We start from the raw sequence: 24,522 nt of genomic DNA on the forward strand, positions 1-24,522 counted from the left end.
TCAGCTCCGCCACGCGACGAACGCGGACCAGGCGGCGGGCTCCACGGCGAACGTGGGCCCGCCGTCGTGCTGCTTGGAGTCGCGGAGGTGGACGGCGTGGTCGCAGGCGGCGACCTCGACGCAGTTGCCGCCGCCGCTGTCGCTGTAGCTGGACTTGAACCACCGCAGGGTGTCGTTCATCTCCGTACTCCCGCCGACTCCTCGACGACGCCCAGCGACCTGCGCGGATCCAGGGCCTGTGCCCGGATCTTCGCATACCGCTGCCGATGCGTACTCACCTTCGTCCGGTCGGTGATCAGCAGGCTCTCCCCCTGGATCTCCAGGAAGGTCACGCGGTCGTGAGCCGGGGTCTCCACGATGTTCAGCTCACCTCGTGCGCCCGCGTACCCCCCTCCCGGTCCGGCGTCCGTCGGCAGCACCTGGAGGTTCACGTTCCTCCTTCGTGCGCACTCCGCCAAGTACTCCAACTGCTCCCGCATGACCTCTGCGTTCCCGAAGGGCCGCTTCAGCACCGACTCGTCGAGGACGAGCTCGATCTCGCACACCGGCTTCCGGCCCGCGGAACTGCTCCGGCAGTTTCTCCAGACGTACGAGCTCCCGCAGCTCCTCGAAGATGCCCGTCCCGTTGCTCAGCGCCTGTTCGAGCTGCGTTGACGCAGGTCGACGGAGTGCCGACGCACCGTCAGCAGTCGTGGAAAACGCTGGCGTCGGCGCGGGAACATGTCTCCGTGATGGAAGAGAATCGGGAAGTGAATGTGGACTGGATTCCAGTTTCCGAATTCCAGCTTCGTGAGGCGGGCGTACAATTCGACGCCGTTCGAGTGGACGGTGAGGGCGGGCGTCGGCTGGCCGACCGGTTCGTGCACCCGCTGCTCCTGCGAAGTGCCGTCGCGGAGCTGTTCGCCTGCCGGAACGACCGGTGAAGCGGTCGTCGGTGCTTGTATGGCGCGCATGAGAAACGGAGACGACGCCCCGGCCCGCTTCAAGGACCTCGCGATCGACGCGGTCGACCACCAGGCGCTGGCCGACTGGTGGTGCCGGGCGATCGGTTACGCGCGCAGTCCCATGGCCGACGGGAGCACGCGCCCGCGGGAGTGGCCGGTCCCCCTCGTGGACGGAGCGGGGGCCGGGCCGCTCATCTGGGTCAACCCGGTGACGGAGGAGAAGGCGGTCAAGAACCGCGTGCACCTCGACGTGTGGGGGGACCCTGACCGGCTCGTGGCCGTGGGAGCGACTGTGATCAGGGCGCGCGACCACGAGATCGACTGGTGGGTGATGGCCGATCCGGAGGGGAACGAGTTCTGCGTCTTCCCCGAACCGGACGCGACCGCCTAGGAGTCGCGCCCCGCCCTCTCCACCGCGTCGAGCGCCGCCGACAGCCGCTCCAGGACCCGTACGGTCTCGTCGAACGCCTCCTGTCCGCCCAGCTCCCGCAGGAGCAGCGCGGCGAGTTCCGCGTGGCCCGGGTCGATGCGGCGGACCGCCGCCCGGCCCGCGTCGGTGGGGGCGAGGAGCTTGGCACGGCGGTGGGCCGGGTTCGGCTCGTAGGACGCCAGGCCCTCCCGTACGAGGAGGTCGGCCACCCGCTGGACGCTCTGGCGGGTGATGCCCATGACGCGGGCGATCCCGGCGACCGGCAGGGGTTCGGGGAGGACGGCCCCGAGGACCTGCCACCAGGCGGCGGTCAGGCCCGCCGGCTCGGCCAGCTTCTCCGAGACGGCGAGGAACTGGCCGTTCAGGCGGAAGACGCCCAGGGCCGTGCGGGACAGGGCGTCCTGCTGCGCGCGGCTCATCCGTTCAGTTCGGCGAAGGCCGCCGGGTCCGAGTCGTGGAAGAGGCGGAACCAGGCGTCCCGCTTCCCCTCGTACGCCCCGAGGCGGGCGAAGACCTCGCGGGCGAAGGCGACCGGCTCGGTCGGGCCCGCCGTGATGAGGTCGCCGTCCCGCACCGCGTCGGCGTCGACGTAGTGCTCGGCGCCCTTGTAACCGGTGGCCGCCAGGTAGAAGGGGGCCGCGCTGGTGTGGCGGCGGTCGTCGAGGAGGCCCTCGCGGGCCAGGCCCGCCGTGGCGCCGCAGATCGCGGCGACCGGGACCCCGGCGTCGAGGAAGGCGCGGGCCTTCGCGGCGAACGGGGCCAGCTCGTCGCCCTCGTCGTACTTCTCGGCCCCCGGCAGGATCAGCAGCGCGCTGTCCTCGGGGCGCAGGTCGTCGAGCGCGAGGTCGGGGACGATCCGGATCCCGGCGATCGTGGTGACGGGCTCGCCGGCGACCGGGCCGACGGTCCTGATCGTGTGTCCCGCGCGGGCGAGCCAGGCCGTGGCGTGGCCGGTCTCCCAGTCCGCGAGGGTGTCGTAGACGGCGAGGTGGACGGTGGTGGTGCCGCTCTCGTGTGCCATGACAGTAGGCTGTCATTCCGACAGGATACTGTCAATGGTGAGGGTCGGGGAAACAACGTGTCGCGTCCCTCCCGGTCTCGGTGGACAAGATGGCCATGGCCCTTCCCACCTGCGGTTCCTTACCCTCGGCCCCATGACCCCTCACGCCGCACCCGATCCGCAGGCCGGCGCCGCCGTCAAGGCCGCCGACCGCGCCCACGTGTTCCACTCCTGGTCCGCCCAGGGCCTGATCGACCCGCTCGCCGTCGCCGGCGCCGAGGGTTCGTACTTCTGGGACTACGACGGGAACCGCTACCTCGACTTCACCAGCGGACTCGTCTACACCAACATCGGCTACCAGCACCCCAGGGTCGTCGCCGCGATCCAGGAGCAGGCCGGGAAGCTCGCCACCTTCGCGCCCGCCTTCGCCGTGGACGTCCGCTCCGAGGCCGCACGCCTCATCGCCGAGCGCACCCCGGGCGACCTGGACAAGATCTTCTTCACCAACGGCGGCGCCGAGGCCGTCGAGAACGCCGTCCGCATGGCCCGTCTGCACACGGGCCGCACGAAGGTGCTCTCCGCCTACCGCTCGTACCACGGCGCCACCTCCACCGCGATCAACCTGACCGGCGACCCGCGCCGCTGGGCCTCCGACAACGGCTCCGCGGGCGTCGTGCGCTTCTGGGCGCCCTTCCTCTACCGCTCGCCCTTCTACGCCACCACCGAGGCGGAGGAGTGCGCGCGGGCCCTCCAGCACCTGGAGGACACGATCGCCTTCGAGGGCCCGGCGACCATCGCCGCGATCATCCTGGAGACGATCCCCGGCACCGCCGGGATCATGACCCCGCCGCCCGGCTACCTCGCCGGAGTCCGCGAGATCTGCGACACGTACGGCATCGTCTTCGTCCTGGACGAGGTCATGGCCGGCTTCGGCCGCACCGGCACGTGGTTCGCCGCCGAGCACCACGACGTCGTGCCCGACCTGATGACCTTCGCCAAGGGCGTGAACTCCGGCTACGTGCCGCTCGGCGGCGTCGCCATCAACGCCGAGATCGCCGCCACCTTCGACAAGCGCCCCTACCCCGGCGGCCTGACCTACTCCGGACACCCGCTGGCCTGCGCCGCCGCCGTCGCCACCATCCGGGTGATGGAGGACGAGAAGGTCGTCGAACACGCCGCGCACATCGGCGAGACCGTCCTCGGCCCCGGCCTGCGCGAGCTGGCCGAGCGCCACCCGTCGGTCGGCGAGGTCCGCGGCCTCGGCGTCTTCTGGGCGCTCGACCTGGTCAGGAACAAGGAGACGCGCGAGCCGCTCGTCCCGTACAACGCGGCCGGCGAGGCCAACGCGCCCATGGCCGCCTTCGCCGGCGCCGCGAAGAAGAACGGCCTGTGGCCCTTCGTGAACATGAACCGCACCCACGCCGTGCCCGCCTGCAACGTCTCCGAGGCGGAGGCCAAGGAGGGCCTCGCGGCCCTGGACGCGGCCCTCTCGGTGGCCGACGAGCACACCGTCTGACCACGGCCCGAACGCGTACCGGAGAGGTTCCCTCCGTCTGGACTAGGGTGTCCGGAGCCGGACGGAGGGGACCCACCACCATGCCCGCGAGCGGAGGAGTCACCCGCAACACCCTGCGACAGCAGATCGCGGACGCGCTGCGTGACGAGGTGCTCGCGGGCCGTCTCAAGGCCGGGCGGGAGTTCACCGTCAAGCAGATCGCCGAGCAGTACGGCGTCTCGGCCACGCCCGTCCGCGAGGCCCTCGTGGACCTCTGCGCGCAGGGGCTCCTCGACTCCGACCAGCACCGCGGCTTCCGCGTCCACCAGTACTCCGTGGACGACTACCGGCGGATGGTCGAGGCCCGGACGCTCGTCGTCGAGGGCCTCTTCCGCCGCCGCACCACCGCCCTCCCGCCCCGGCCCCCGGCCCCCGAGCCCGGCATCGGGGTCGCGCTCGTCTCCGTGCGCCGCCGGGGCGAGGCCGCCGCGCGCGCGGCCCGTGCCGGGGACCTGGACGTCCTCATCGGCTACGACATCCGCTACTGGCGCGAGCTGGGGCGCCTGATCGCCGCCAACGACCACCTCGCCGACTTCCTGCACCGCCTCCGTGTCCAGGCCTGGGCCTTCTCCGTCCCCCACCTGCGCTCCGAGCGGGACCTCCTGGGGTGGCTGTGGAGCGGGCACGTGGACCTGGTCGACGCGGTCACCCGCGGCGACGCGGAGGCGGCCGTGACGGTCGTACGGGAGTACAACGCGCACGCGCTGGAGTGGGCGGACCGGCTGGAGCACCTGGAGCGCCGGGGCGGGGCCTGAGCGGCGGGGCGGTTCTCGGGCGCCGGGGCGGGGCCTGAGCGGCGGGGCCCGGGCGTCGTCACGGGCGGGGGCCGGCGGGTTGAGGGAGCGCCTCCGGGGGCAGGTCCTCAGCGGGTGGGCGTGGTCGGACGATCCGACTACCCTGGCCGTCCCTGCAACTGACGGAGAGCGAGCCTCCCTTGGCCTGTGACCTGTGGCTGGTCCCCCTCGTCGACGTGCTGTGCCACAGCCCCGACAACCCCTTCGCCGAAGAGATCGCCGCCTACGACGCCGTCCTCACCGCCTCGGGCCTGCCGACCGTGCCCGTCTACGCGTACATGCCGGGGCTCTCCGGCGACGTCGCCCCGGTCGCCGGCTTCGACTACGAGGCCCTGCACTTCCTGCGCCGCGCCTACCTGCTCCAGGTGCACGGGCTGCCGGTCGAGCCGGTCGGCGAGCTCGGCGGGGACTACGAACAGCTCCTGGAGATGTTCGAGACGACCGCCCAGCAGTCGCACCTGGTGTGGCACTACGACCACGCGGGCGCGTACGTGCCGGTCGACTTCCCGGTGCCGCTCGCCAGCGACGAGCTCCTGGAGGGCGGCGGGCCGCTCGGCTCCTCGCACGGGCTGCTGCGGGAGCTCCAGTTCGTGGCGCCCTCGATCGGCATCGACCCGGCGAACCCGCCGGCCGCCCCGCTGCCCCCGGAACGGCCGACCTCCCTGGAGGAGCCGGCCGTCGGCCCCGGCCCGCACGACCAGGGGCCCTTCGCCCGGGAGCGCCACGTGTGGCTGGGGCTGCACGCGGCGGCGACCCGGAGCCTGGCCCAGGGCTCGATGATCATCCTGAGCTGATCCTTCGAGGGACCGGGCCCCCGGAGAGGCCTCAGCGGGTCTCCGGGGGCCGCTGGCGCGGCATGTTCGGGCGGGTGCCCGGCGGCAGCGGGAAGCGGCCGCCGGGCGGCTGGACGCCCTCGGGCCGGGACGGCGCCACGCCGACCGACTGGAGCGCCAGCGGCGCGGGACCCGAGCGGAACTCGACCATCCAGTCGGCGGTCTCCGCCCGTACCAGCTCCGTCACGTCCTCCGAGAAGCGGCGCAGCACGCCCAGACAGCGCTCGGCCGCCTCGCTGGCGGTGCCCTCCGTGGGCCCCAGGACCTCCCGGACGCTCTCCGAGGCCCAGTCGAACTGGAGCGCCTGGAGGCGCCGCTGCACCGCCTGGGCCGTCGCCACGTCCCTTATCCAGCCCGACGTCACCCCGAAGTACCGGTCGCAGGCCAGACAGGCGGCGCCGAGCAGCAGCGACAGGTAGCCCCAGCCGGCCGTGCCCGCCGCGACCCCGGTCAGGTCGAGCAGCGGCAGCGCGGCGCCCGCGATCACCCCGACGGCGGTGCCGATCCGCAGGAGGCGGGCGGCGCGGCGCTTCCAGACCCGGTCGGAGAGGTACCACTCGGCGGTGCGCAGCGCGTTCGCCTCCACCCAGCGGTACAGCTCGTCGAGCCGCTCGGCCGGCTCGCCCCAGTCCCCCAGGGGGAAGGCCCTGCCGGTCAGGTCGCGGCCGGACGGGGCACGGCCGGCCGGACCGGGACGACCGGTCTGTTCGGGGTGGACGTCTCCCCCGGGGTGCCCCGGCGGCTGCATCTCCGGCTGCTGGCTCACCGGGGGACTCCTCTGTTCGGCCCAGCGCCTCTGTTCCGCTCGGCGCTCGTGTCGCTCGTGTCCTTCTGTGACGTGCGGTGCACGTGGTGCCTGCCCTTCCTACCGCCGAATGGAGGGCGACGGGCACGGAATCCCGGGATTTCCGCCCGCAAGTGGGTGTTGATCAGGTAGAGGAGTCCGCGGTTTCTCACCCGAAAGAGTGGTGGAGGCAGGGCGGGCGGGGACCACGTAGGCTCGGCGTACCGACCGGACATAGGGACCGGACGGACCGACCAGACGCACCGACCCTCAGGAGTGACCGTGATTCCCGGTGGTGGCCAGCCCAACATGCAGCAGCTTCTCCAGCAGGCCCAGAAGATGCAGCAGGACCTCGCCCGCGCACAGGAGGAGCTCGCGGCGACCGAGGTCGACGGACAGGCGGGCGGCGGCCTGGTCAGGGCGACCGTGACCGGCTCCGGCGAGCTGCGCGGCCTGGTGATCGACCCCAAGGCGGTCGACCCGGAGGACACCGAGACGCTGGCCGACCTGATCGTCGCCGCCGTGCAGGCCGCCAACGACAACGCGCAGCAGCTCCAGCAGGCCAAGCTGGGCCCGCTGGCCCAGGGCATGGGCGGCCTGCCGGGCCTCGGCCTCTGAGGCCCTGGCCACGGCACCGTTCCCGCGGGGCTTCTAAGGCCCGGCCCCAGCCACTACCGTAAGAATCAAGCACCCCCGAGAAGGGCGTTCCGTTGTACGAAGGCGTGGTTCAGGACCTCATCGACGAACTGGGCAGGCTGCCCGGCGTCGGTCCCAAGAGCGCGCAGCGGATCGCCTTCCACATCCTCCAGGCGGAGCCGACGGACGTCCGGCGGCTGGCGCACGCGCTCCTGGAGGTCAAGGAGAAGGTCAGGTTCTGCGCGGTCTGCGGCAACGTGGCACAGCAGGAGCAGTGCAACATCTGCCGGGACCCGCGCCGGGACCTGTCCGTCATCTGCGTGGTCGAGGAGCCCAAGGACGTCGTGGCGATCGAGCGGACGCGGGAGTTCCGCGGCCGCTACCACGTCCTCGGCGGCGCGATCAGCCCCATCGAGGGCGTCGGCCCGGACGACCTGCGCATCCGCGAGCTGCTCGCGCGGCTCGCGGACGGGGCGGTCACCGAGCTGATCCTCGCGACCGACCCGAACCTGGAGGGCGAGGCCACCGCGACGTACCTGGCGCGGATGATCAAGCCCATGGGCCTGCGGGTCACCCGGCTCGCGAGCGGCCTCCCGGTCGGCGGCGACCTGGAGTACGCGGACGAGGTGACCCTGGGCCGCGCCTTCGAGGGCCGGAGGCTGCTGGATGTATGACGACCCAGCCCACGCGTGGGTGCTCCGAGGAAGGCAGCTCGATGTCTGACCCCACACTGCACTCCGTCACGCAGGACCCGGACGACTTCGCGGTCCAGATCGCCGACTCCATCGAGAGCTTCATCGTCGCGACCACCGAGGTGGCCAAGGGCGACGAGCCGGGCAGCACGGTCCCCTTCCTGCTCCTGGAGGTCTCCCAGCTCCTCCTGGCGGGCGGACGGCTCGGCGCCCACGAGGACATCCTCCCGGACGAGCGGTACGAGACGGACACCGGTCCGGAGCCGGACGCGGACGACCTGCGCGAGCGGTTCGCCGCCCTCCTGGAGCCGGTCGACGTCTTCTCGGAGGTCTTCGACCCGTACGAGCCCCGCAAGGCCCCGGTCCCGGCCCGGATCTCCGACAACCTGGCCGACATCGTCGCCGACCTGAGCCACGGCCTGGCCCACTACCGGGCGGGCCGGACCAGCGAGGCCCTGTGGTGGTGGCAGTTCTCGTACTTCTCCAACTGGGGCCCGACCGCCTCGGCCACCCTCCGCGCCCTCCAGTCCCTCGTCGCCCACGTCCGCCTCGACCAGCCGCTCGCGGCCCTGGACGGCCTCGACACCGACGAGGACCTGGGCGAGGACGACCTCGCGGAGGAGGCGGGCCGGGTGATGCTCCAGGAGATCGCGGGACCGCTGGGGCTGCGGTCGCTGAAGAGCTGAAGGGCCGGCGGGCCGGCGGGCCGGCGGGCCGGCGGGCCGGCGGGCCGGAGGACTTTTCGGGGTGTTCCGGTCCGGTGATCACCTGCTGAGCAGCCCGTCTCACCATGCGATACCTCGTAGGCGTTTTCGAGTCCCTCGTTAGACTGAGCCGATCGCAGCGCCGGCTGCGGCACAGACTGAGCGAGGAGCGCACGTGGGCCTTGTCGTGCAGAAGTACGGAGGCTCCTCCGTTGCCGATGCCGAAGGCATCAAGCGCGTCGCCAAGCGGATCGTGGATGCCAAGAGGAACGGCCACCAGGTGGTCGTCGTGGTTTCCGCGATGGGCGACACGACGGACGAGCTGATCGATCTCGCCGGACAGGTATCCCCGATTCCTTCCGGCCGCGAATTCGACATGCTGCTGACCGCCGGGGAGCGGATCTCCATGGCCCTGCTGGCCATGGCGATCAAGAACCTGGGCCACGAGGCCCAGTCGTTCACGGGCAGCCAGGCCGGTGTCATCACCGACTCGGTCCACAACAAGGCGCGCATCATCGATGTCACGCCGGGCCGGATCCGCACCGCCCTCGACGAGGGCAACATCGCCATCGTCGCGGGCTTCCAGGGCGTGTCCCAGGACAAGAAGGACATCACCACGCTCGGCCGCGGCGGCTCGGACACGACCGCCGTCGCGCTGGCCGCCGCGCTCGACGCCGAGGTCTGCGAGATCTACACCGACGTCGACGGCGTGTTCACCGCCGACCCGCGCGTGGTGAAGAAGGCGAAGAAGATCGAGTGGATCTCCTTCGAGGACATGCTGGAGCTCGCCGCCTCCGGCTCCAAGGTGCTGCTGCACCGCTGCGTCGAGTACGCGCGCCGTTACAACATCCCGATCCACGTCCGGTCGTCCTTCTCGGGACTCCAGGGCACGTGGGTCAGCAACGAACCGACAGGGGACTCCAAGGTGGAGCAGGCCATCATCTCGGGTGTCGCCCACGACACCTCCGAGGCGAAGATCACCGTCGTCGGCGTGCCGGACAAGCCGGGCGAGGCCGCGGCCATCTTCCGCGCCGTCGCGGACGCCGAGATCAACATCGACATGATCGTCCAGAACGTGTCCGCCGCCTCCACCGGCCTCACGGACATCTCCTTCACCCTCCCCAAGGCCGAGGGCCGCAAGGCCATCGACGCCCTGGAGAAGGCGAAGGGCGCGATCGGCTTTGACTCGCTGCGCTACGACGACCAGATCGGCAAGATCTCGCTGGTCGGCGCCGGCATGAAGACCAACCCGGGCGTCACCGCGGACTTCTTCCGGGCCCTCTCCGACGCGGGCGTGAACATCGAGCTGATCTCGACCTCCGAGATCCGCATCTCGGTCGTCACCCGCGCCGACGACGTCAACGAGGCCGTGCGCGCCGTCCACAGCGCCTTCGGCCTGGACAGCGACTCGGACGAGGCCGTGGTCTACGGGGGCACCGGGCGCTGACCCCGCCCGGGCCCCCGGCCCGGTTCTATCCGCGACTCCCCCCGCGCGGCGGCTCCGGCCGTCCGCCCGGGGGGAGTCGTGTGTCATGGATTTGTGTGATCTGTGAACGACCTGTGAGCAAAAAGGCGTCAGATATCCCTTGAACTGCGACGATGTCCTGGACGACGATGCACTTCCCCCTTGCTGCAACCAGTAGTTGGGTGGGGCGCGTCTCCGTGGACACTCATGGGCGCGTGGCGTCGGGCGCGCTGTGAAAGCGGGGCATCGGGGGAGAACGGTTACGCATGAGGACGAACAACCCGCCGTCGAAAACGACGGCGAGCGCGTACAACCCTGCCGGGGGTAGGCGTGTCCAACAGGCGTGGCAGAGGTACTCGACATCGCGACCATCGCCCCGCTGCGCGGCGCGGGCACGGCGTTGCTCCCCGTACGGAGCGGCGTCGCCGTCCCCGTGCGCGGTCCCGTCGTCGCCCCCTTCCGGCGGCCGCGGGCCCACGGCGGGATGCCGGTGATCGCCCCCGTGCCCACCGATTCCCGGCCCCCCCGGGTGAAAGGCATTCCGTCGCCCCGCACGAGCGGCGAGGGCGCCCCGGCCGTCGGCACCACCGTCGACCACCTGACCGAGACCTACCGCGCCCACTACCGGTCGCTCCTCGGACTCGCCGCGCTGCTCCTCGACGACACGGCCTCCTGCGAGGACGTGGTCCAGGAGGCGTTCATCCGCGTCCACTCGGCCCGCAAGCGGGTCCGTGAGCCGGAGAAGACGCTCGCCTACCTGCGCCAGACCGTCGTGAACCTCTCCCGGTCCGCGCTGCGCCGCCGCATCCTCGGCCTCAAGCTGCTCTCGAAGCCGATGCCGGACATGGCCAGCGCGGAGGAGGGGGCGTACGACCGGTTGGAGCGCGAGGACCTGATCAAGGCGATGCGCGGGCTCCAGCGGCGCCAGCGCGAGGTCCTCGTCCTGCGGTACTTCGCGGACATGACCGAGGTCCAGGTCGCCGAGACGCTGGGGATATCCCTGGGCTCGGTGAAGGCGTACGGCTCGCGGGGCATGGCGGCCCTGCGCGTCGCGATGGGAGCGACGTCGTGAGCGGGACGCGCGGAGAGAGGGGCAGGACCCCCGAGGAGCGGGCCTCCGCGGAGGAGGCGGTGACCTCCGAGGGCCGCGAGACCACCGAGACCGGCACGCCGGCCGACGACCGCACCGAGGACCACGGGGAGTCCGGGGAGTCCGGGGACTCCGGAGAGCCCGAGGAACGCGCCGGGGACGCCGAGGTCGGCGGGGACGCCGAGGAGCGCGGCGCGTTCGGGGAGTCCGGCGGGGCCGGGGTGCGCGGGGCCGATGCCGGGGACGGCGGAGAGCCCGGGGTACGCGGGGCGAACGCCGAGGACCACGAGGAGACCGGGGAGCCCGAGGGACGCGGGGGAGACGGGGAGCACGGGGAGCACGGGGCGGAGCCCCGGAGTGACGGGGAGACCGGGGGCGGCGGGGAGGCCGGAGGCCGTAAGGTCGCCGGGGGCCCCGGAGCCCGAGTCCGAGACGAACGTGACGATCTGAGTGGACAGCGCATGGTGAACATCGAGTCCGGGCCCGGCGAGGGCGACGGGGACGAGGAGCTGGCGCTGCGGCGGATGCTCCACGGCGCCGTGGAGGGACTGGAGCCCTCCCTCGGCTCGCTGGAGCACCTGCGCCGCGCCGTGCCCGCCCGCCGCGCCCGCAAGCGGCAGGCCGTCGTGGGCGCCGCGGCCGCCGCGGTCCTCATCGGAACGGCCGTGCCGGCCTTCGTGCACGTCGCCTCCTCGGAGGGCACCACCACCGCCAGCCCCGTCAACGTCGGCCACGGCGAGGAGGCCCAGGGCGGCACCGGCGCCGAGACCGGCGTCGAGGGCGGCCAGAGCGCCGAGCCCTCCGCGAGCAGCGTCTCCCCGAGCGGGGACGGCGGGCAGGGCGCGGCCGACGGCTCCTCCGGCAAGCCGGAGCGGCCCGGCGACGAGGCCTCCGGCGCGCTCCCGGGGGACGGACCGGAAGCCGTCGGCGTCGCCCGCTGCACGTCCGGCCAGCTCGGCTCCGGCGGCGCGCAGTCCGGCGGACCCGACGCCGAGGGCAAGGTGTACGGCAGCTTCCGCGTCGTCAACGTCTCCGGCACCCCCTGCGTCGTGGAGGGCGCCGGCGTCGTCGGCCTCGCGGCGCGGGGAGCGGCCGACCCCGGACGCATCTCGGTGGTCCGGCACAGCTCCGGCGACGCGGGCGGCGGACTGCCCGACCCCTCGGAGGAGGCCTCCCGGCTCCTCCTGAGGCCGAGCGGCTCCTACGAGGTGAAGTTCGTCTGGGTGCCGAGCGAGCCCTGCCCGACGACCGGCGGCACGCCCACCCCGACGCCGACCACCCCCGTCGAACCGCCGACCACGCCGCCCCCGACGACCGCCCCGACCGAGCCGACGGTCGCCCCCGACCCCAGCACGAATCCGGACTCCGGCGGCACCGGCGGCAGCCCGGAGCCGGGACCGGCGCCCGACGGCGGCGCGGTGGCCCAGTTGCTCCTGGCGGACGGCGAACCGGCGGACGGCAGCGTCGTGGTCAGCCACACCGCGGAGGGCGGCGGTCCCTCGCTGTCGACCGTCGTCCCCGGCGCCTGCTCCGGCACGGTCTACCGCACCGGCCTCCTCGGCGCTTCCTGAGGACCTCCCGAGCCCTCCCGGGGCCCGTCGGGCCCCTACAGGCCCAGCGCCGCGTCCCGGGAGGCCTCCGCGTCGCGGCGCACCAGCCGGAACCACATGAAGAGCACGAAGCCGGCGAAGACGAACCACTCCGCCGTGTAGCCGAGGTTCTGGAACGCCTTCGCGTCCAGACCCGTGCCCGCGGCGGCCGCCGCCGGGACCGGCGTGAGCCCGGCGGGGGAGTCCACGAGGGTGATCCAGGCGTCGTAGACGTCGTCCGTCACCACGTTCACCAGGGACGCGGCGCTGATCATGCCGAGCTGCCCCTCGGGCAGCCCGCCCGCCGTGTTCACGCCCTTCGACCCCTGGTTCTCCGAGGCCTGGAGCGCGCCCACCACCGTGACCTCGCCGGACGGCGGGGCGGGCACCCGCCCGCCCTCGGGGAGCCAGCCCCGGACCACCGGCAGGGACCGGCCGCCGTCCGTCCGCAGCATCGTCAGGACGTACGACCCGGTCCGGCCGTCCAGCTCGCGGCCCGGCACGAGGAACTGCTCCCCGAACCGGCCGCGCGCCTCGGCCGGGCGGCCCGAGGTCTCCTTGTCCACCGGGAGCAGCGCGTCCAGCGGCTCGGCCTTCGCCGCGCTCGGGGCGGGCCGCTCCTCCGCCTCCTGGTGGGAGTCGACGCGGTCCTCGAACTTGCCCAGTTGCCAGGTCCCCATGAAGACGCAGAACGGGATCGCCAGGAGGACGAAGAGGTTGATCCCCCACCAGCGGGGAGTGTTCAGGAACCGGTACACGCCCCCCACGGTACGCAAGTCCGCCCGGCCCCCCGTCGCCCGGGTGCCCGACCGGGACCTGACCGGCGGATCGGAGCCCGGGGCCTGTCCGGCCCGATCGGCAAGACACCCCCTAGACCGGCCGGGTCCCCAGGTGCTTCGCGGCGAACGCCAGGTCCAGGGCGACCTGCTTGATCCGCTCCTCCACCACCAGGGAGCCGTGGCCCGCGTCGTACCGGTACACCTCGTGGACCGCGCCCCGGGCCGCGAGCCGGTCGACGTAGTTGTCGATCTGGCGGATCGGGCAGCGCGGGTCGTTGACGCCGGCCGAGATGTGCACCGGGGCCTTCACCGCGTCCACGTACGTCAGCGGCGACGAGGCCGCGTACCGCTCGGGCACCTCCTCCGGGGAGCCGCCCAGGAGCGTGCGGTCCAGCGCCTTCAGGGCCTCCATCTCGTCCTCGTACGCCGTCACGTAGTCCGCGACCGGCACCGCCGCGAGGCCGACCGCCCAGGCGTCCGGCCGGGTGCCGAGGCCGAGGAGGGTCAGGTAGCCGCCCCACGAGCCGCCGGAGAGGACGAGCCGCTCCGGGTCCGCGAGCCCGCTCGTCACCGCCCACTCCCGGACCGCCTCGATGTCCTCCAGCTCGATCAGGCCGACCCGGTGCTTCAGCGCGTCCGTCCACTCCCGGCCGTATCCCGTCGAGCCCCGGTAGTTGACCCGCACCACCGCGTACCCGTGGTCCAGCCAGGCCGCCGGGCCCGACGCGAAGGCGTCGCTGTCGTGCCAGGCCGGACCGCCGTGCACCTCGAAGACCGTCGGGAACGGGCCCTCGCCCTCCGCCGGGCGCTGCACGAGCGCGTGGACCCTGCCGCCGGGGCCCTCCACCCACACGTCCTCCACCGGCAGCGACGGCGGCGCCTTCGGGCCGGGCGGGTCGAGGACGACCCCGCCGTCCGTGGAGCGCACCACCGGCGGCTCGGCGGCCGAGGACCACAGGTACTCCACGCTGCCGTCCGGCCGGGCCGTCGCGCTCGACACCGAACCGGCCGGGGTCTCCACCCGCACCAGGGCGCCGGTGGCGATCTCGTACCGCCACAGCTCGCTGCGGGCCTCGAAGCCGTGCACGATCAGCAGGCCCGAGCCGTCCGGGTACCACTCCGCCGACACGTCGCCCGGCAGGTCGAGCCGCAGGTCGGTCTCGGCGCCCGTCGCCACGTCCCAGAGCATCGGCTCCCAGCGCCCGCGCCGCTGGTGGCCGACGAGCAGCCGGGTGTCCCCGGCGGCCGGGGCGAAGCCCAGGACCGTGAGGCCCAGCTCCTCCGTGCCGCCCTTGGTGTCGTCGAGCTCCGCGACCGCGCTCCCGTCCGAGGCGCGCAGGACCCGCAGGGCCGAGTGCATCGCGTCCCCGTGCTCGGTGTGCTCGACCGCGACCAGCGAGCCGTCGTACGACAGGTCGCCGACCCCGGCCGACTCCCGGTGCCGGTAGATCTCCACCGGGGCGCCGGCCCCGGGCCGTACGAGGTGGACCGTCGAGCCCTCCTCGTCCGTGGAGCGGCCCACCACGACCGTGCCCTCGCGGCCGATGGCGAGCCCCGCCGGGTAGGAGGGGGCCAGGTCCGGCACGGCCGGCTCGTCCGCGCCGCCCGCGAACGGCTGCCGCATCCACACCCCGAACTCGTCCCCGTAGGACGGCAAGTCTGGAACGGAGGAGCTACGGCCGTCATCGAACCACCAGATCCACTCACCGTCAGGTGAGAGGGCCCCGTCCGTGGTGCCGTCCGGCCGGTTGGTGACCTGCCGCTGTTCGCCGGTCTTCCGGTCCCACGCGTAGATCTCGTACGTGCCGGTCGTGTTCGACACGAACAGGCTGCGGTCGGGGGCGTCCTCTGCCCAGTCGGGCAGCGAGACGCGAGGTGCTCGGAACCGCTTCTCCCAGTCGGGCATGGCTGCATCAGTCGTCATGCCCCCATTCAACCTGATGACGCGACCAGCCAAGAACGGGATTCGGAAACGCCAACCGCCGTGTTCTTTCCCGCATTTTGATCGCTAGGTCGCAAGCAGAGAACGGGCTAGAATCCAAGTAATGCCTGAAAATATTCGTGTAGTCGGCTGCGGCCGGCAGTCGGTCACCCGTACAGAAGACGAGAACTCCCTTTCCGTCAGCGCTCAGAAGCGCGACCTTCAATACTGGGCGGATACGCCCGGCCAGAACCGCATCGTTGTCGGGTGGGCACTGGACACGAACACCTCCGGAACGACGAACCCTTTCACTCGACCGCAGCTCGGTCCGTGGATAACCGAGCGCATGGATGAATGGGACGTGCTGGCGTTCCCGCGTATCGACCGGATATCCCGTAAGGTCCGTTACTTCTCCGAACTCCTTGACTGGGTCGAGGACAACAACAAGCACATCGTTACTGTTGACGGAAGCCTGAACACGCAGGCTGCCGGTGGTAGCGCGGTCGCCAAAGTGCTCTCCGTCCTGGCGGAGGAAGAACACCGCAAGATCCAGAAGAACGTCACCAACGGAATCAAGACCCTGCGGGAGCTGGGACGCTTCACCGGCGGTCCACAGCCTTTCGGCTACCGCTCCATCGACTCCGGAGACGAACACCGAATCCTCACGCCCGACCCCGTATACGCGGAGCTGCTCCGAGAGATAGCCGGGCGGGTGCGCAACGGGGATTCCACCTACGCGATAGCCGACGACTTCAACCGGCGTGGCATCATGACGTGGTCGGATCACCTCCGCTCCCTCAAGGGAAAGCCGGTGAAGGGGATCGTCTGGAAAGCCGCCACCGTTGCCCGCGTCATCCAGAATCCCGTCTGTGTTGGCTACCAGACGCATAACGGTGAGGTCTGGGAGACCGAAGAAGGTGAACCCAGCGTCATCGCCGACACTCCCATCCTGAAGCTGGGGGAGTGGGAGTCTGCGACGAAGGCGCTTACCGCTCGCACGCGGCTGAAGAAGGTAAGGCGCAGGGACACCGCTTGTCTGCTGACGGGCATTGCCATCTGCGGTGGATGCGGTACCGCGATGAACTGCCACCACACAACCAAGACCCTGAAGAACGGGGAGACCCGTACGTACAAGGACTACCGGTGTTCTGCGAAGAACCGGTCCGTCCGCTGTGAGGCACTGGCGACGATCAAGGAATCCGAACTCGAAGGGATCTTCACGGACGCGCTCATGGACTCGATCGGCCACGCGCCCGAGATGGTGAAGATGGTCGACGAGGGAGAGGACCACACCCCGGAACTGGAGCAGAAGCGCCAGCGCCTGAACCGACTGGAGAGCGACTACGCCGAGGGCAAGTACGACACCCCGGCGAAGGAGTCTTCCTACTGGCGGACTCTGGAGAACCTCACGAAGAAGATCGCCGAACTGGAGTCCCGGCCCATCCGCCCGCGCACGGTCACGTTCCAGCAGACCGGCCGGAGGTGGGCCGACAAGTGGACGGCGATGGGGACGCAGGACCGACGGGAGTTCCTGAGTGAGCGGAACGTGCGGGTCATCGTCTGGCGGGACCCGATGCCGGGTGTGAAGCGCGGCGTGGTCGTGCACTTCGGCAACCTGAAGGAGTTCGCCGTAGCGGGCGGGGTCGACGGGGCGGAACTCTCCGACTGGGGCGAGATGGGGTGGAACGTGCCGGAGCACTGGATGGACCCGGTGGCACTGCGTGACGAAGCAGAGCGGGACACCGTCACGGAGGTGTTCGGTTCGACGGAGCTTCCCGTGATCCTCATCAAGGTGCGGGACAAGACGCGCGAGATCTTCCCCGACGCGGTCTCGGGCTACGTGTCCACGCTGCACACCGCCGCGTGACCGCAGGCGGTCGCTGAGCGGCCTTGCAACCCCCGGTCCGGGTTCCTCCTGGGCCGGGGGTTCTTCGTGCTTCCAGGCGGCTCAGGGCTGCACTCCGCCCGCCTGTACGATGCCTGGCAGGTCGCCGCCGTCACTCCCGACCGCAAGAGACCGAGTCCGGGCCGCAAGCCTGGGCGACCACCTGTGAAGCGCCGTGCTCACCGCACGGCCACCCCCGCGAAGAAAGGGAGGCACATGTCCCGCCGTCCGGCGGGGGTCACCGGCGCACCCGTGTGCGTCGCACAGGAAGGAGTCACAGTCTGTGGCTATCAGCTTCGGTCACGACCGCCCGTGGGGCGGCGTCTCCCAGCATGAGTACCGGCGTATGGCTCAGCACCCCGGCCACCCGCTCGCCTACCGCGTGCACTTCGCCGCCATCGGATGGGCGGACAGGCATGGACACGCGGCCTTCGAACCGGGTCGCCTCGCGGCGCTGCTCGGCAAGAACGGCAACCGTCTCTCCGACCAGAGCACGCGCAACGCGATAGGGCGAGCCAAGGATCTACACCTCGTTTCGCCCCGCTCCGGGGCGGCATGCCTGGTGCTTCCCTCTCACCTGTTCCAGAAGGCCAAGGGCGCTCCCGTTCCATGCCGCGTTCACCAGGACCGCACGCCCTGCGTGTAGTCGGAGCACGTCCGGCGTGTGCCGTTACCCGCACTGAGCTGCGGAAATGTCCGCGTCCTCTCTTCTCTATTTGGAGTAAGCCCAGTGCGGCCCCCTCCGGGGCCGACAGAGTGAAGACACTTCGGCCATCGGCAAGAGCAAGCCGGGGCGCGGCAGCGCCCCACCTGCGCAAGTCGCAGCGGCGGAAGAGTCACCAGGGAGGGGCGGCTCCGCCGCCACAGAGTGAAGACGCTTGGACAGCGCGGCCCCGCAGGGGCCGCCATCGGGAAGACCAGAAAGCCACTCAGGTGGGGCGCTGCCGCGCCCCCAATGAGCGAAGCCACATGGCGAGGCGCTTCCTGCTGGGGGCCGCTACGCGGCCACAGGGCGAAGACCCCTACGCCAAGCCTCGAAAGGCTTCACTCTTGTGCAGGCTCCCGCCGCCGGCTGGAGCCTCACCGCTGCCCTGGCCTGCGAGTTTCCTCTAGCATTTCTCCTCGCCGTCGCCCTGGCGGCCCTTGGAACCGTGGCAGATTCTGAGCTGCTAAGACACGGCGGTCAGGCGTACGTGCTCAGGGGGTCACACCCCACCCCTTCGCCGTCGCTCCTCTGCCCGCCGACGCGTCCGCCTCCCCCGTCAGCGAACGGCTGTGCGCCACGCTGAGCGCCCGGCAGCTCGTGAGCCTGCCAGCGGTCCAGCGTCCGGCAACAGGTCACGAGGCAGACGCACAGCGTCCCCGCGTGGCCAGCATGGTCAGGCTCCAACCGGGCGCGGCAGCGCACACCAGGAGGGCAGGCAGGGTGTCGCGTAAACGGTCGGTTGTGCGACAGTGTGCCGCGCTTCGGCGCATGTCCGATTCGCCCCTGGCTCGCTGTCGCGTAACCCGTCGCAAAAGATCTCCCCTTCGCCTGGCTTTCGCGACACGTATGTGCGACAGTCCCGATCATGACCACGAACACCCCAGCCGATCAGGTCGAGCGTCACGGCTGCCCCAAGTGCCAGGCCCCCGCAGGAAGCCCTTGCCGTACCGGCGCGGGCAAGGTGGCAGCCAGCTACCACACGGGACGCTTCGCCCTCGTGCCCGCCTTGAAGGCGGAACTCACCGTGAAGACCCCGGCCGACCGCAACCCCGGCAAGCGATGGACGCAGGGCGCACCCGTTCCCCAGATGCCCGACGCCGTACCGGGCGCAGCGATCCGGCTCGGGTACGCCCGCACCTCGACCGCCAGTCAGGAACTCCAGTCTCAGTTGGATGCCCTGGCCCGCGCGCAGTGCACCCGCGTGTTCTCCGAGAAGATCAGTAGCCGGGTGAAGGAGCGGCCGGAGCTGGAGAAGGCCCTCACCCTGGCGCGGGAGATCAAGCAGGCCGCCCCCGGGCAGCCGGTCATCCTGACCGTGCTGGAGATGAAGCGTCTTGCCCGCAGCGCAGCCGAGCTGATGACTCTGTCGTCCACCCTCCAGGCGGACGGCATCCAGCTCGAACTTCTCTCCGGTCCCCTCCAGGGGGTGTACGACCCGAACGGGGCAGGAGCCATCGTCTTCGCCGTTCTCGCCGTCAGTGCGGAGGTGGAGCGGGAAGGCATCCGGGAGAAGACGATGGAGGGGCTCGAAGCTGCGGCCCGCAAGGGCAACGTGGGCGGACGGCCGTCCGTCATGGACGACGACAAGCTAGCCGTGGCCCGTGCCCGGCACGCCAAGGGTGAGAGCGTCACAGCCATCGCCAAGGGCCTGGGAGTCCACCGGGCCACCCTGTACAGGCATCTGGGAGAGAGCGCCTGAGACAGGCGCACAGCCGTTCTGACAAGCCCCTGGCGTACGCGTCGGGGGCATCGTCATGTTCAGCCCCCGGCACGGGCCTGCCCCTACCGCCTCGCGCCGCCGCGCTCACGGGAGGGGCGGGAGCTTGTATCTACTCGGCGCGCACCACCATCGCGAACGAGGTGCGCAGCCGACGGAACCCCTTGTGGTTACTCCGGCCCGTGTGACTCATGCACTCCACGTCCACGGCCGCACTGTCCGGCGACGGCTGCGCCGACCACTTGCAGTGCAGGCACTCGGCCTCGAACGTCACGTCCGTATCCGGGTGCTCCGCGATCCGATGCCGCACGTACCGCAGGACGGAACGGGTCACTGCGCGCCCTCCCGGGCCCTCATCGCCTCCGCCATCTGCTGGGCGACATCCGCCCGCACCATGCCCACATGTACGTAAGCCGTGCCCCTGTGGGTGACGACCGGCCGAAACGCCCCCCAGGCGCTCTCTGAGACGCCGAGAGAGGCAAGGGCCGCCCGTAACGCCTCGGTCGCCTGAACGGCCGTGCTGCGGCCGCCTCGCCACGTCCGCATGTCCATCACTCGGCACCATGCTCTTCCCGCAGGTGCGTCCGGAGAGCGACGTTCGCGTCGGACACCTTCGAGTAGTCCCCGACCGACCGTGCGTTGGTTCGAGTCACCGCGATGTCGAGGCATTCGCCGCAACATGCCGAAGGGTCCGGCTCCCCGACCGGAGCCGTCAGGTGTACCGGTCCCGCCATTGTCGTCTTGGGCCTACTCATCCTGTACAGCCTCCCGACCGAATGTCCTGAGCGAGCAGCCAGTTTCATCCGACCGGCGGGAGAGATCCACTTCTATTGGTGTTGTCGGGTAAAGATCATGGCCCACTCGCTGAGGAGCGACCGGCAATCATCCCCGAAGACGGCATGGGATTCGTACCGTTCGAAGTCCTCCCGGTACGCGCTTACATCCCTGTGGTCTCGGAGGATCAAAGCGCCCGTGTGCGTCTCGACTTGGACCAGCCGCCGGCCATAGATCGTGAAGACGCTGAGCGGGGTTTCCACCACAGGCCCGACAATCCCAAGGGGGATCACACCGAGCCGTACGTTCGGAAGGCGGGACACCGACGCCAGGCGGTCGAGCTGCATAGCCATCGCCAAGGGTGATGCCAGCGGCCAACGCGCCGCCTGTTCCGTGAGAAGGAATGTGAAGACCTTCGACGTGTCCATGAGAATCTGCTGGCGCTCCAGCTTCTTGGTGACCGTCTTGGACATGTCGCCGGAGTTGCGCGAGAGACTGGACCGCACATACTCAGGCGTCGCCAAGAGGCCCGTAATCATGGTCGGCAGGAAGAACCGGAACTCTGAGGTTAGGGCTTCCAGCCGGGCCAACTCGTTCTGCTTCTTGTCCAGCCCCCGGCGCAGCGAACCCCAGTCGTCCTGCCACTCCGTGTTGGCAGAACGGGCGAGGGCGAGTATCTCCGTCGCGACAGGACCGACCGCCCCGAGCGCCCCCAGAATCAGCTCGACGTCGACGAGAGTCGGCGTGAGCTTTCCGCTCTCGATATTGCTGACTTTCGTCTGCGACATGTTGCAGCGCCGAGCGAGCGCGGTCTGCGTGAGACCGGCTCGCTTGCGCTCACCGCGTAGTGCTTCCGCTAGGTCCGACCTGGACTGACCCAGCGATTCAGGATCAAAGGTCAAGGCCCTTCACGTACTCCTCGAAGGGAACCGACTCGGTCAGGGCGATCCGCTGGTATTCGAGGAAGGGGCTCACGTCCCCTTCGTGGATCTCCCGGTTGATCTGCGTTCCGTCCGGTCCGTAGTTCATGAGCACCACTTCCGAGCGGTCGAACATCCAGAAGTCCTGGACTCCCTCCAAGGGATTGGCGCGGTCCGTGACATCCAGAATGCGGATGTCCTCACCGGCCCATGCGTGCGGCTGGTAGTACATGAACTCATAGCGCAGGTAGTCCGACAGGGGGCGGGTCACGATGTGAACGCGGCCCTTGCTCCTTCCCTCCCGCCGCACCCGCTTCAGGTCGTCGGTGTACTCGTTCGAGTAGGCGTGAGGGTCGATGCGTTCCCCGGCGAGGAATGCCGCGATCTCCTCGGCCTCCTGCGGGACGCGGTATTCCGGCAGAGTCTCCAGCCGCCATGCCTCGCGCTGGAAGGTCTCGAACCGGGCCGCCCACTCGTCACCATCCAAGAGCACGGAAAGCCTCCCTCAGCGTCTCCTCCGGGATCTCCACGAGTCCTTCCCCGGTGGGGGCGTCGAACGCGTGGGACACGTCGCCCTGCACGACGAACGAGCCGGACGCCGTGCGGTAGACGTTCGGGCAGTCGTTTTTGTTGCACTCGCCGTTCCCATTGCCGGTCAGCCGGGTCAGTTCCTCACGAGCCATGGTGAAACCCCCTGTCCCGCGCCCCCTCGTGGGGCGGCTCCACGACCGTACGGAGCAGGCGTCACCGCCGTCTATGCGGTCACGCCAATATTGGCGTTGTCGCATAAAGAAGCCCCTCGGGAGGGACCGGAGGGGCGGGAGTCAGCGGACGAGCAGGGCGGCGGATGCCCGGTAGGACTGGACAGGCGTTCTCCAGTAGGGGCAAGATCCGTCGCCGTCGGTGTCCGCGAACCACCAGACCCACTCGCCGTCCGGGGACAGCGTCCCGTCCGTCGTGCCGTTCGGCCGGTCCGTGACCTGCCGCTGCTCCCCGGTCGCCCGGTCCCACGCGTACAGCTCGTACGTCCCCGTCGCGTTGGACACGAACAGCGAGCGGTCCGGTGCCTCCTCGGCCCACTCGGGCAGGGAGACGCGGGGCGCGCGGAAGCGCTGCTCCCAGACGGGCGCGTCGGGGCTCGCGGAACTCTCGGCGTTCTTGCTCTCAGTCATGGCACCCATCATGCTCCGGGCGGCGGACAACCGGGTCGCGTCCTCCGCAGCCTGTGGATAACCTCGCCGACATGTACTCTCCGACCCCCGAGGACTGGCGCGAGGCCAACCGGGCGCGCTGGGACGAGCGCGTCCCGATCCACGCGGCCGGCTCCTTCTACGACCTCGACGCCTTCCGCGCGGGCAAGGACGCCCTGCGGGACTTCGAGCTCGCGGAGGTCGGGGACGTCACCGGGCGGACCCTGCTCCACCTCCAGTGCCACATCGGCCTGGACACCCTCTCCTGGGCCCGGCGGGGCGCCGCCCACGTCGTCGGCCTGGACTTCTCCGAGCCGGCCGTCGAGACCGCCCGCGCGCTCGCCGCCGACCTGGGCCTCACGCAGGACCGGGCCGCCTTCGTCGCCGCCGACGTGTACGACGCGGCCGAGGCCGTCCCCGACAGCTCGTACGACGTCGTCTACACCGGCGGCGGGGCGCTGTGCTGGCTGCCCGACGTCGAGCGCTGGGCGGAGACCGCCGCCTCGCTCGTCGCCCCCGGCGGCTTCCTCTACCTGGCCGAGTTCCACCCGCTGACCGACTCGCTCGACGACGAGACCGGCAGCCGGATCGTGCACGACTACTTCGTCCGCGAGCCGTGGGTGGACACCACCCCGGGCACGTACGCCGACCTCGACGCCACCACCGTCCACAACCGCAGCGTGGAGTGGGTGCACCCGGTCGGCGAGGTCGTCACGGCGCTCGCGCGGGCGGGTCTGCGGATCGACTTCCTGCGCGAGCACGACGTCTCGCTCTTCCCCCGCTACGGCACCCTCCAGCGGCACGAGGACGGCTACTACCGCTTCCCGGCGGACCGCCCCCGCGTCCCCCTGATGTACTCGCTCAAGGCGTCCCGCCCGGCCTGAGCCGCCAGGACCGGGCCGCCCGGCCTCAGGCCGTGTCCCTCGGGCGCACGTGGTGCGTCCGGCGGCCGTCCGGGCCGAGGACCTGCGCCCCGATCTTGTGGGTGCGCAGCGACAGCGAGGTGCCCGTGATCCGCAGCGCCGGCGCGGCCCGGACGAGCACCGCCGTCACCTCGTGCAGCTCGTCGACGGTACGGAGCCACATCGCGAGCGCCAGGTTGTGCGGTCCGGTGACCGAGGTGACGAGCCGCGTCTGGCGCAGCCGGCCGAGCGCGGCGACCGTCTCCGGCACCTCGACGGGCGGGATGTCCGCCGCCACCAGCGCCCACACCGGGCGCCCGGAGAAGCGCGGCGCGGGCAGACAGTGGTGGTGGAACGCGTTGGCCGCCGTCAGGACGTCCAGCCTGCGCCGCACCGTCGACTCGCTCGTACCGCACTGCCGGGCGAGCTCGGCGGCGCTGCGGCGGGCGTCCCCCGCCAGCTCCGCGACGATCCGCCGGTCCAGGTCGGTGACGTACGGGTACGCGCGCGCGGGGGGCCGGCCCTGCTGCTTCCCGCCCGTCAGCTCCGTGAGGAGCTGGACCTGCCCGGGGGTGAGCTGGTCGATCCGCGACCGGTACGGGCGGTTGTGCAGCCGCGTGACGACCTGCGCGCGGCACCGAACCACCCCGGGCAGGCGCCGCACCCGCCCGGCGAGGTAGCCGTCGAGGGCGTAGAGGTCGGGGGAGGCGACGAGCAGCACCAGGTCGGCGTCGCCGGTCACCTGGTGGACGCCGAGGGTGCAGGAGTCCTCCGAGAGCTCGCCCGCGGTCGCCTCGATGTCCCCGGCGGCGCACTCCAGCTCCACCCACGCGTACAGGGTGGCCTCCTTGCCGCGCCGGGCGGCGAGCAGGGAACTCCAGGCGTAGCCCTTGCCGCTGAGGTGCTCCCAGCGCCGGGCGAGGGTGTCGGGGCTCGCCTCCAGGACGGCCGAGAGCTGGGTCCAACTGGCGCGCGGAGCCATCTGCAGTGCGTGGATCAGCGCCAGATCCGCCTCTCCCAGGACGGATTCCCCGGTATCCATGTGCCTCCTTGGCCGATCCCCGGAAAACCCCTCCCATGGGTTCCGGGGCGCCCCAGGATGTGCACCGGGGCACGTGCATTCAATCCCCTGACGGTGGCCTCCGCCATGACGTCGGGCACAAGGCGCGGACACGGCGGTCCGTGGCGTCCCCACGCGCGCGCGTAAGCAGG

The 24,522-nt window shown here is 71.1% G+C and carries 27 protein-coding genes and 1 pseudogene; 15 read left to right on the forward strand and 13 right to left on the reverse strand.

Going from position 1 to position 24,522, the window contains the following annotated elements:
* Together ACFYNX_RS20755 and ACFYNX_RS20760 are read right to left on the reverse strand one after the other, a co-directional pair.
* Positions 1-180 carry a DUF397 domain-containing protein gene (locus tag ACFYNX_RS20755; protein WP_388663113.1) on the reverse strand — a complete coding sequence of 60 codons (180 nt, stop codon included), beginning with the start codon at positions 178-180 and terminating at the stop codon, positions 1-3.
* The gene (locus tag ACFYNX_RS20760) at positions 177-545 is read right to left on the reverse strand and encodes a Scr1 family TA system antitoxin-like transcriptional regulator (protein WP_388663115.1); all 369 of its coding nucleotides are present in this window, start codon (positions 543-545) and stop codon (positions 177-179) included. The genes ACFYNX_RS20755 and ACFYNX_RS20760 overlap by 4 nt, the downstream gene beginning before the upstream one ends.
* A 105-nt stretch (positions 546-650) precedes the next feature.
* Here ACFYNX_RS20760 and ACFYNX_RS20765 point away from each other — a divergent pair, with 105 nt between their 5' ends.
* Positions 651-923 (forward strand): hypothetical protein, encoded by a 273-nt coding sequence (locus ACFYNX_RS20765; RefSeq protein WP_388663441.1) that lies wholly within the window; start codon positions 651-653, stop codon positions 921-923.
* A 28-nt stretch (positions 924-951) separates the two neighbouring features.
* Positions 952-1,335 (forward strand): VOC family protein, encoded by a 384-nt coding sequence (locus ACFYNX_RS20770; RefSeq protein WP_388663117.1) that lies wholly within the window; start codon positions 952-954, stop codon positions 1,333-1,335.
* On the opposite strand, the gene ACFYNX_RS20775 is transcribed toward ACFYNX_RS20770, so the two are convergent.
* Positions 1,332-1,793, reverse strand: a complete 462-nt coding sequence (locus ACFYNX_RS20775; RefSeq protein ID WP_388663119.1) for a MarR family winged helix-turn-helix transcriptional regulator — start codon at positions 1,791-1,793, stop codon at positions 1,332-1,334. The two genes, ACFYNX_RS20770 and ACFYNX_RS20775, sit on opposite strands and share 4 nt — an antisense overlap.
* On the reverse strand, positions 1,790-2,395 hold the full coding sequence (locus ACFYNX_RS20780) for a DJ-1/PfpI family protein (protein WP_388663121.1): 606 nt from the start codon (positions 2,393-2,395) through the stop codon (positions 1,790-1,792). Before ACFYNX_RS20780 ends, ACFYNX_RS20775 begins: the two co-directional genes overlap by 4 nt.
* A gap of 133 nt (positions 2,396-2,528) precedes the next feature.
* On the opposite strand from ACFYNX_RS20780, the gene ACFYNX_RS20785 reads away from it, so the two are divergent.
* The 3 genes from ACFYNX_RS20785 (at position 2,529) to ACFYNX_RS20795 (ending at position 5,517) form a co-directional block, all read left to right on the forward strand.
* Positions 2,529-3,890, forward strand: coding sequence for an aspartate aminotransferase family protein (locus ACFYNX_RS20785; protein ID WP_388663123.1), 1,362 nt, complete (start codon positions 2,529-2,531; stop codon positions 3,888-3,890).
* Positions 3,891-3,970: 80 nt separating this feature from the next.
* Positions 3,971-4,684: a GntR family transcriptional regulator gene (locus ACFYNX_RS20790; RefSeq protein WP_365539411.1), complete on the forward strand. Its 714-nt coding sequence runs from the start codon at positions 3,971-3,973 to the stop codon at positions 4,682-4,684.
* Between the two features lie 179 nt (positions 4,685-4,863).
* Positions 4,864-5,517: a hypothetical protein gene (locus ACFYNX_RS20795; RefSeq protein WP_365539408.1), complete on the forward strand. Its 654-nt coding sequence runs from the start codon at positions 4,864-4,866 to the stop codon at positions 5,515-5,517.
* A gap of 31 nt (positions 5,518-5,548) precedes the next feature.
* Here ACFYNX_RS20795 and ACFYNX_RS20800 read toward each other — a convergent pair whose 3' ends face one another.
* Positions 5,549-6,322, reverse strand: coding sequence for an SLATT domain-containing protein (locus ACFYNX_RS20800; protein WP_388663126.1), 774 nt, complete (start codon positions 6,320-6,322; stop codon positions 5,549-5,551).
* A gap of 300 nt (positions 6,323-6,622) precedes the next feature.
* Here ACFYNX_RS20800 and ACFYNX_RS20805 point away from each other — a divergent pair, with 300 nt between their 5' ends.
* The 6 genes from ACFYNX_RS20805 to ACFYNX_RS20830 all read left to right on the forward strand — a co-directional run bounded on the left by ACFYNX_RS20805 (position 6,623) and on the right by ACFYNX_RS20830 (position 12,498).
* Positions 6,623-6,958 (forward strand): YbaB/EbfC family nucleoid-associated protein, encoded by a 336-nt coding sequence (locus ACFYNX_RS20805; RefSeq protein ID WP_365539404.1) that lies wholly within the window; start codon positions 6,623-6,625, stop codon positions 6,956-6,958.
* 92 nt (positions 6,959-7,050) lie between these two features.
* Positions 7,051-7,650, forward strand: coding sequence for a recombination mediator RecR (recR, locus tag ACFYNX_RS20810; RefSeq protein ID WP_365539402.1), 600 nt, complete (start codon positions 7,051-7,053; stop codon positions 7,648-7,650).
* A 41-nt stretch (positions 7,651-7,691) separates the two neighbouring features.
* Complete coding sequence (locus tag ACFYNX_RS20815) at positions 7,692-8,354, forward strand: DUF5063 domain-containing protein (RefSeq protein ID WP_125667959.1); 663 nt, start codon at positions 7,692-7,694, stop codon at positions 8,352-8,354.
* Between the two features lie 193 nt (positions 8,355-8,547).
* Entirely contained in the window at positions 8,548-9,819 is a 1,272-nt protein-coding gene (locus tag ACFYNX_RS20820; RefSeq protein ID WP_388663128.1) for an aspartate kinase, read from the forward strand.
* A 361-nt stretch (positions 9,820-10,180) separates the two neighbouring features.
* Positions 10,181-10,909 (forward strand): SigE family RNA polymerase sigma factor, encoded by a 729-nt coding sequence (locus tag ACFYNX_RS20825; protein WP_388663130.1) that lies wholly within the window; start codon positions 10,181-10,183, stop codon positions 10,907-10,909.
* Positions 10,906-12,498, forward strand: coding sequence for a hypothetical protein (locus tag ACFYNX_RS20830; protein ID WP_388663132.1), 1,593 nt, complete (start codon positions 10,906-10,908; stop codon positions 12,496-12,498). The genes ACFYNX_RS20825 and ACFYNX_RS20830 overlap by 4 nt, the downstream gene beginning before the upstream one ends.
* 35 nt (positions 12,499-12,533) lie before the next feature.
* On the opposite strand, the gene ACFYNX_RS20835 is transcribed toward ACFYNX_RS20830, so the two are convergent.
* Both ACFYNX_RS20835 and ACFYNX_RS20840 read right to left on the reverse strand, forming a co-directional pair.
* The gene (locus ACFYNX_RS20835; RefSeq protein ID WP_388663134.1) at positions 12,534-13,274 is read right to left on the reverse strand and encodes an SURF1 family protein; all 741 of its coding nucleotides are present in this window, start codon (positions 13,272-13,274) and stop codon (positions 12,534-12,536) included.
* Positions 13,275-13,386: 112 nt separating this feature from the next.
* The gene (locus tag ACFYNX_RS20840; RefSeq protein ID WP_388663136.1) at positions 13,387-15,219 is read right to left on the reverse strand and encodes a prolyl oligopeptidase family serine peptidase; all 1,833 of its coding nucleotides are present in this window, start codon (positions 15,217-15,219) and stop codon (positions 13,387-13,389) included.
* Between the two features lie 121 nt (positions 15,220-15,340).
* Here ACFYNX_RS20840 and ACFYNX_RS20845 point away from each other — a divergent pair, with 121 nt between their 5' ends.
* The 3 genes from ACFYNX_RS20845 (at position 15,341) to ACFYNX_RS20855 (ending at position 19,506) form a co-directional block, all read left to right on the forward strand.
* Entirely contained in the window at positions 15,341-17,083 is a 1,743-nt protein-coding gene (locus tag ACFYNX_RS20845) for a recombinase family protein (RefSeq protein ID WP_388663138.1), read from the forward strand.
* Between the two features lie 301 nt (positions 17,084-17,384).
* On the forward strand, positions 17,385-17,747 hold the full coding sequence (locus tag ACFYNX_RS20850; protein ID WP_388663140.1) for a hypothetical protein: 363 nt from the start codon (positions 17,385-17,387) through the stop codon (positions 17,745-17,747).
* A 925-nt stretch (positions 17,748-18,672) separates the two neighbouring features.
* Positions 18,673-19,506 (forward strand): recombinase family protein, encoded by an 834-nt coding sequence (locus ACFYNX_RS20855; RefSeq protein WP_388663142.1) that lies wholly within the window; start codon positions 18,673-18,675, stop codon positions 19,504-19,506.
* A 130-nt stretch (positions 19,507-19,636) separates the two neighbouring features.
* Here ACFYNX_RS20855 and ACFYNX_RS20860 read toward each other — a convergent pair whose 3' ends face one another.
* The 5 genes and pseudogenes from ACFYNX_RS20860 to ACFYNX_RS20880 all read right to left on the reverse strand — a co-directional run.
* On the reverse strand, positions 19,637-19,858 hold the full coding sequence (locus ACFYNX_RS20860) for a hypothetical protein (protein ID WP_388663144.1): 222 nt from the start codon (positions 19,856-19,858) through the stop codon (positions 19,637-19,639).
* A gap of 493 nt (positions 19,859-20,351) precedes the next feature.
* Entirely contained in the window at positions 20,352-21,200 is an 849-nt protein-coding gene (locus ACFYNX_RS20865; RefSeq protein WP_388663146.1) for a Scr1 family TA system antitoxin-like transcriptional regulator, read from the reverse strand.
* Entirely contained in the window at positions 21,190-21,711 is a 522-nt protein-coding gene (locus ACFYNX_RS20870; RefSeq protein ID WP_388663147.1) for a DUF6879 family protein, read from the reverse strand. Before ACFYNX_RS20870 ends, ACFYNX_RS20865 begins: the two co-directional genes overlap by 11 nt.
* Complete coding sequence (locus tag ACFYNX_RS20875) at positions 21,695-21,901, reverse strand: hypothetical protein (RefSeq protein ID WP_388663149.1); 207 nt, start codon at positions 21,899-21,901, stop codon at positions 21,695-21,697. The genes ACFYNX_RS20870 and ACFYNX_RS20875 overlap by 17 nt, the downstream gene beginning before the upstream one ends.
* A 183-nt stretch (positions 21,902-22,084) precedes the next feature.
* Positions 22,085-22,390 (reverse strand): annotated as a pseudogene (locus tag ACFYNX_RS20880) (TolB family protein); the annotation flags it as partial.
* Positions 22,391-22,461: 71 nt separating this feature from the next.
* Here ACFYNX_RS20880 and ACFYNX_RS20885 point away from each other — a divergent pair.
* Complete coding sequence (locus ACFYNX_RS20885) at positions 22,462-23,292, forward strand: class I SAM-dependent methyltransferase (RefSeq protein ID WP_388663151.1); 831 nt, start codon at positions 22,462-22,464, stop codon at positions 23,290-23,292.
* Between the two features lie 25 nt (positions 23,293-23,317).
* Here ACFYNX_RS20885 and ACFYNX_RS20890 read toward each other — a convergent pair whose 3' ends face one another.
* Complete coding sequence (locus tag ACFYNX_RS20890; protein WP_365539378.1) at positions 23,318-24,352, reverse strand: Lrp/AsnC family transcriptional regulator; 1,035 nt, start codon at positions 24,350-24,352, stop codon at positions 23,318-23,320.
* Positions 24,353-24,522 lie beyond the last annotated feature (170 nt).

This window comes from Streptomyces sp. NPDC007872, from assembly GCF_042868165.1.
Lineage (GTDB): Bacteria > Actinomycetota > Actinomycetes > Streptomycetales > Streptomycetaceae > Streptomyces.

Bases quoted from the DNA above. Each gene is read 5' to 3' on its own strand.
- ACFYNX_RS20755 (WP_388663113.1), bottom strand. From the start codon at position 180: ATGAACGACACCCTGCGGTGGTTCAAGTCCAGCTACAGCGACAGCGGC.
- ACFYNX_RS20770 (WP_388663117.1), top strand. From the start codon at position 952: ATGAGAAACGGAGACGACGCCCCGGCCCGCTTCAAGGACCTCGCGATC.
- ACFYNX_RS20775 (WP_388663119.1), bottom strand. From the start codon at position 1,793: ATGAGCCGCGCGCAGCAGGACGCCCTGTCCCGCACGGCCCTGGGCGTC.
- ACFYNX_RS20780 (WP_388663121.1), bottom strand. From the start codon at position 2,395: ATGGCACACGAGAGCGGCACCACCACCGTCCACCTCGCCGTCTACGAC.
- ACFYNX_RS20785 (WP_388663123.1), top strand. From the start codon at position 2,529: ATGACCCCTCACGCCGCACCCGATCCGCAGGCCGGCGCCGCCGTCAAG.
- ACFYNX_RS20790 (WP_365539411.1), top strand. From the start codon at position 3,971: ATGCCCGCGAGCGGAGGAGTCACCCGCAACACCCTGCGACAGCAGATC.
- ACFYNX_RS20815 (WP_125667959.1), top strand. From the start codon at position 7,692: ATGTCTGACCCCACACTGCACTCCGTCACGCAGGACCCGGACGACTTC.
- ACFYNX_RS20840 (WP_388663136.1), bottom strand. From the start codon at position 15,219: ATGACGACTGATGCAGCCATGCCCGACTGGGAGAAGCGGTTCCGAGCA.
- ACFYNX_RS20845 (WP_388663138.1), top strand. From the start codon at position 15,341: ATGCCTGAAAATATTCGTGTAGTCGGCTGCGGCCGGCAGTCGGTCACC.
- ACFYNX_RS20855 (WP_388663142.1), top strand. From the start codon at position 18,673: ATGACCACGAACACCCCAGCCGATCAGGTCGAGCGTCACGGCTGCCCC.
- ACFYNX_RS20875 (WP_388663149.1), bottom strand. From the start codon at position 21,901: ATGGCTCGTGAGGAACTGACCCGGCTGACCGGCAATGGGAACGGCGAG.
- ACFYNX_RS20885 (WP_388663151.1), top strand. From the start codon at position 22,462: ATGTACTCTCCGACCCCCGAGGACTGGCGCGAGGCCAACCGGGCGCGC.
- ACFYNX_RS20890 (WP_365539378.1), bottom strand. From the start codon at position 24,352: ATGGATACCGGGGAATCCGTCCTGGGAGAGGCGGATCTGGCGCTGATC.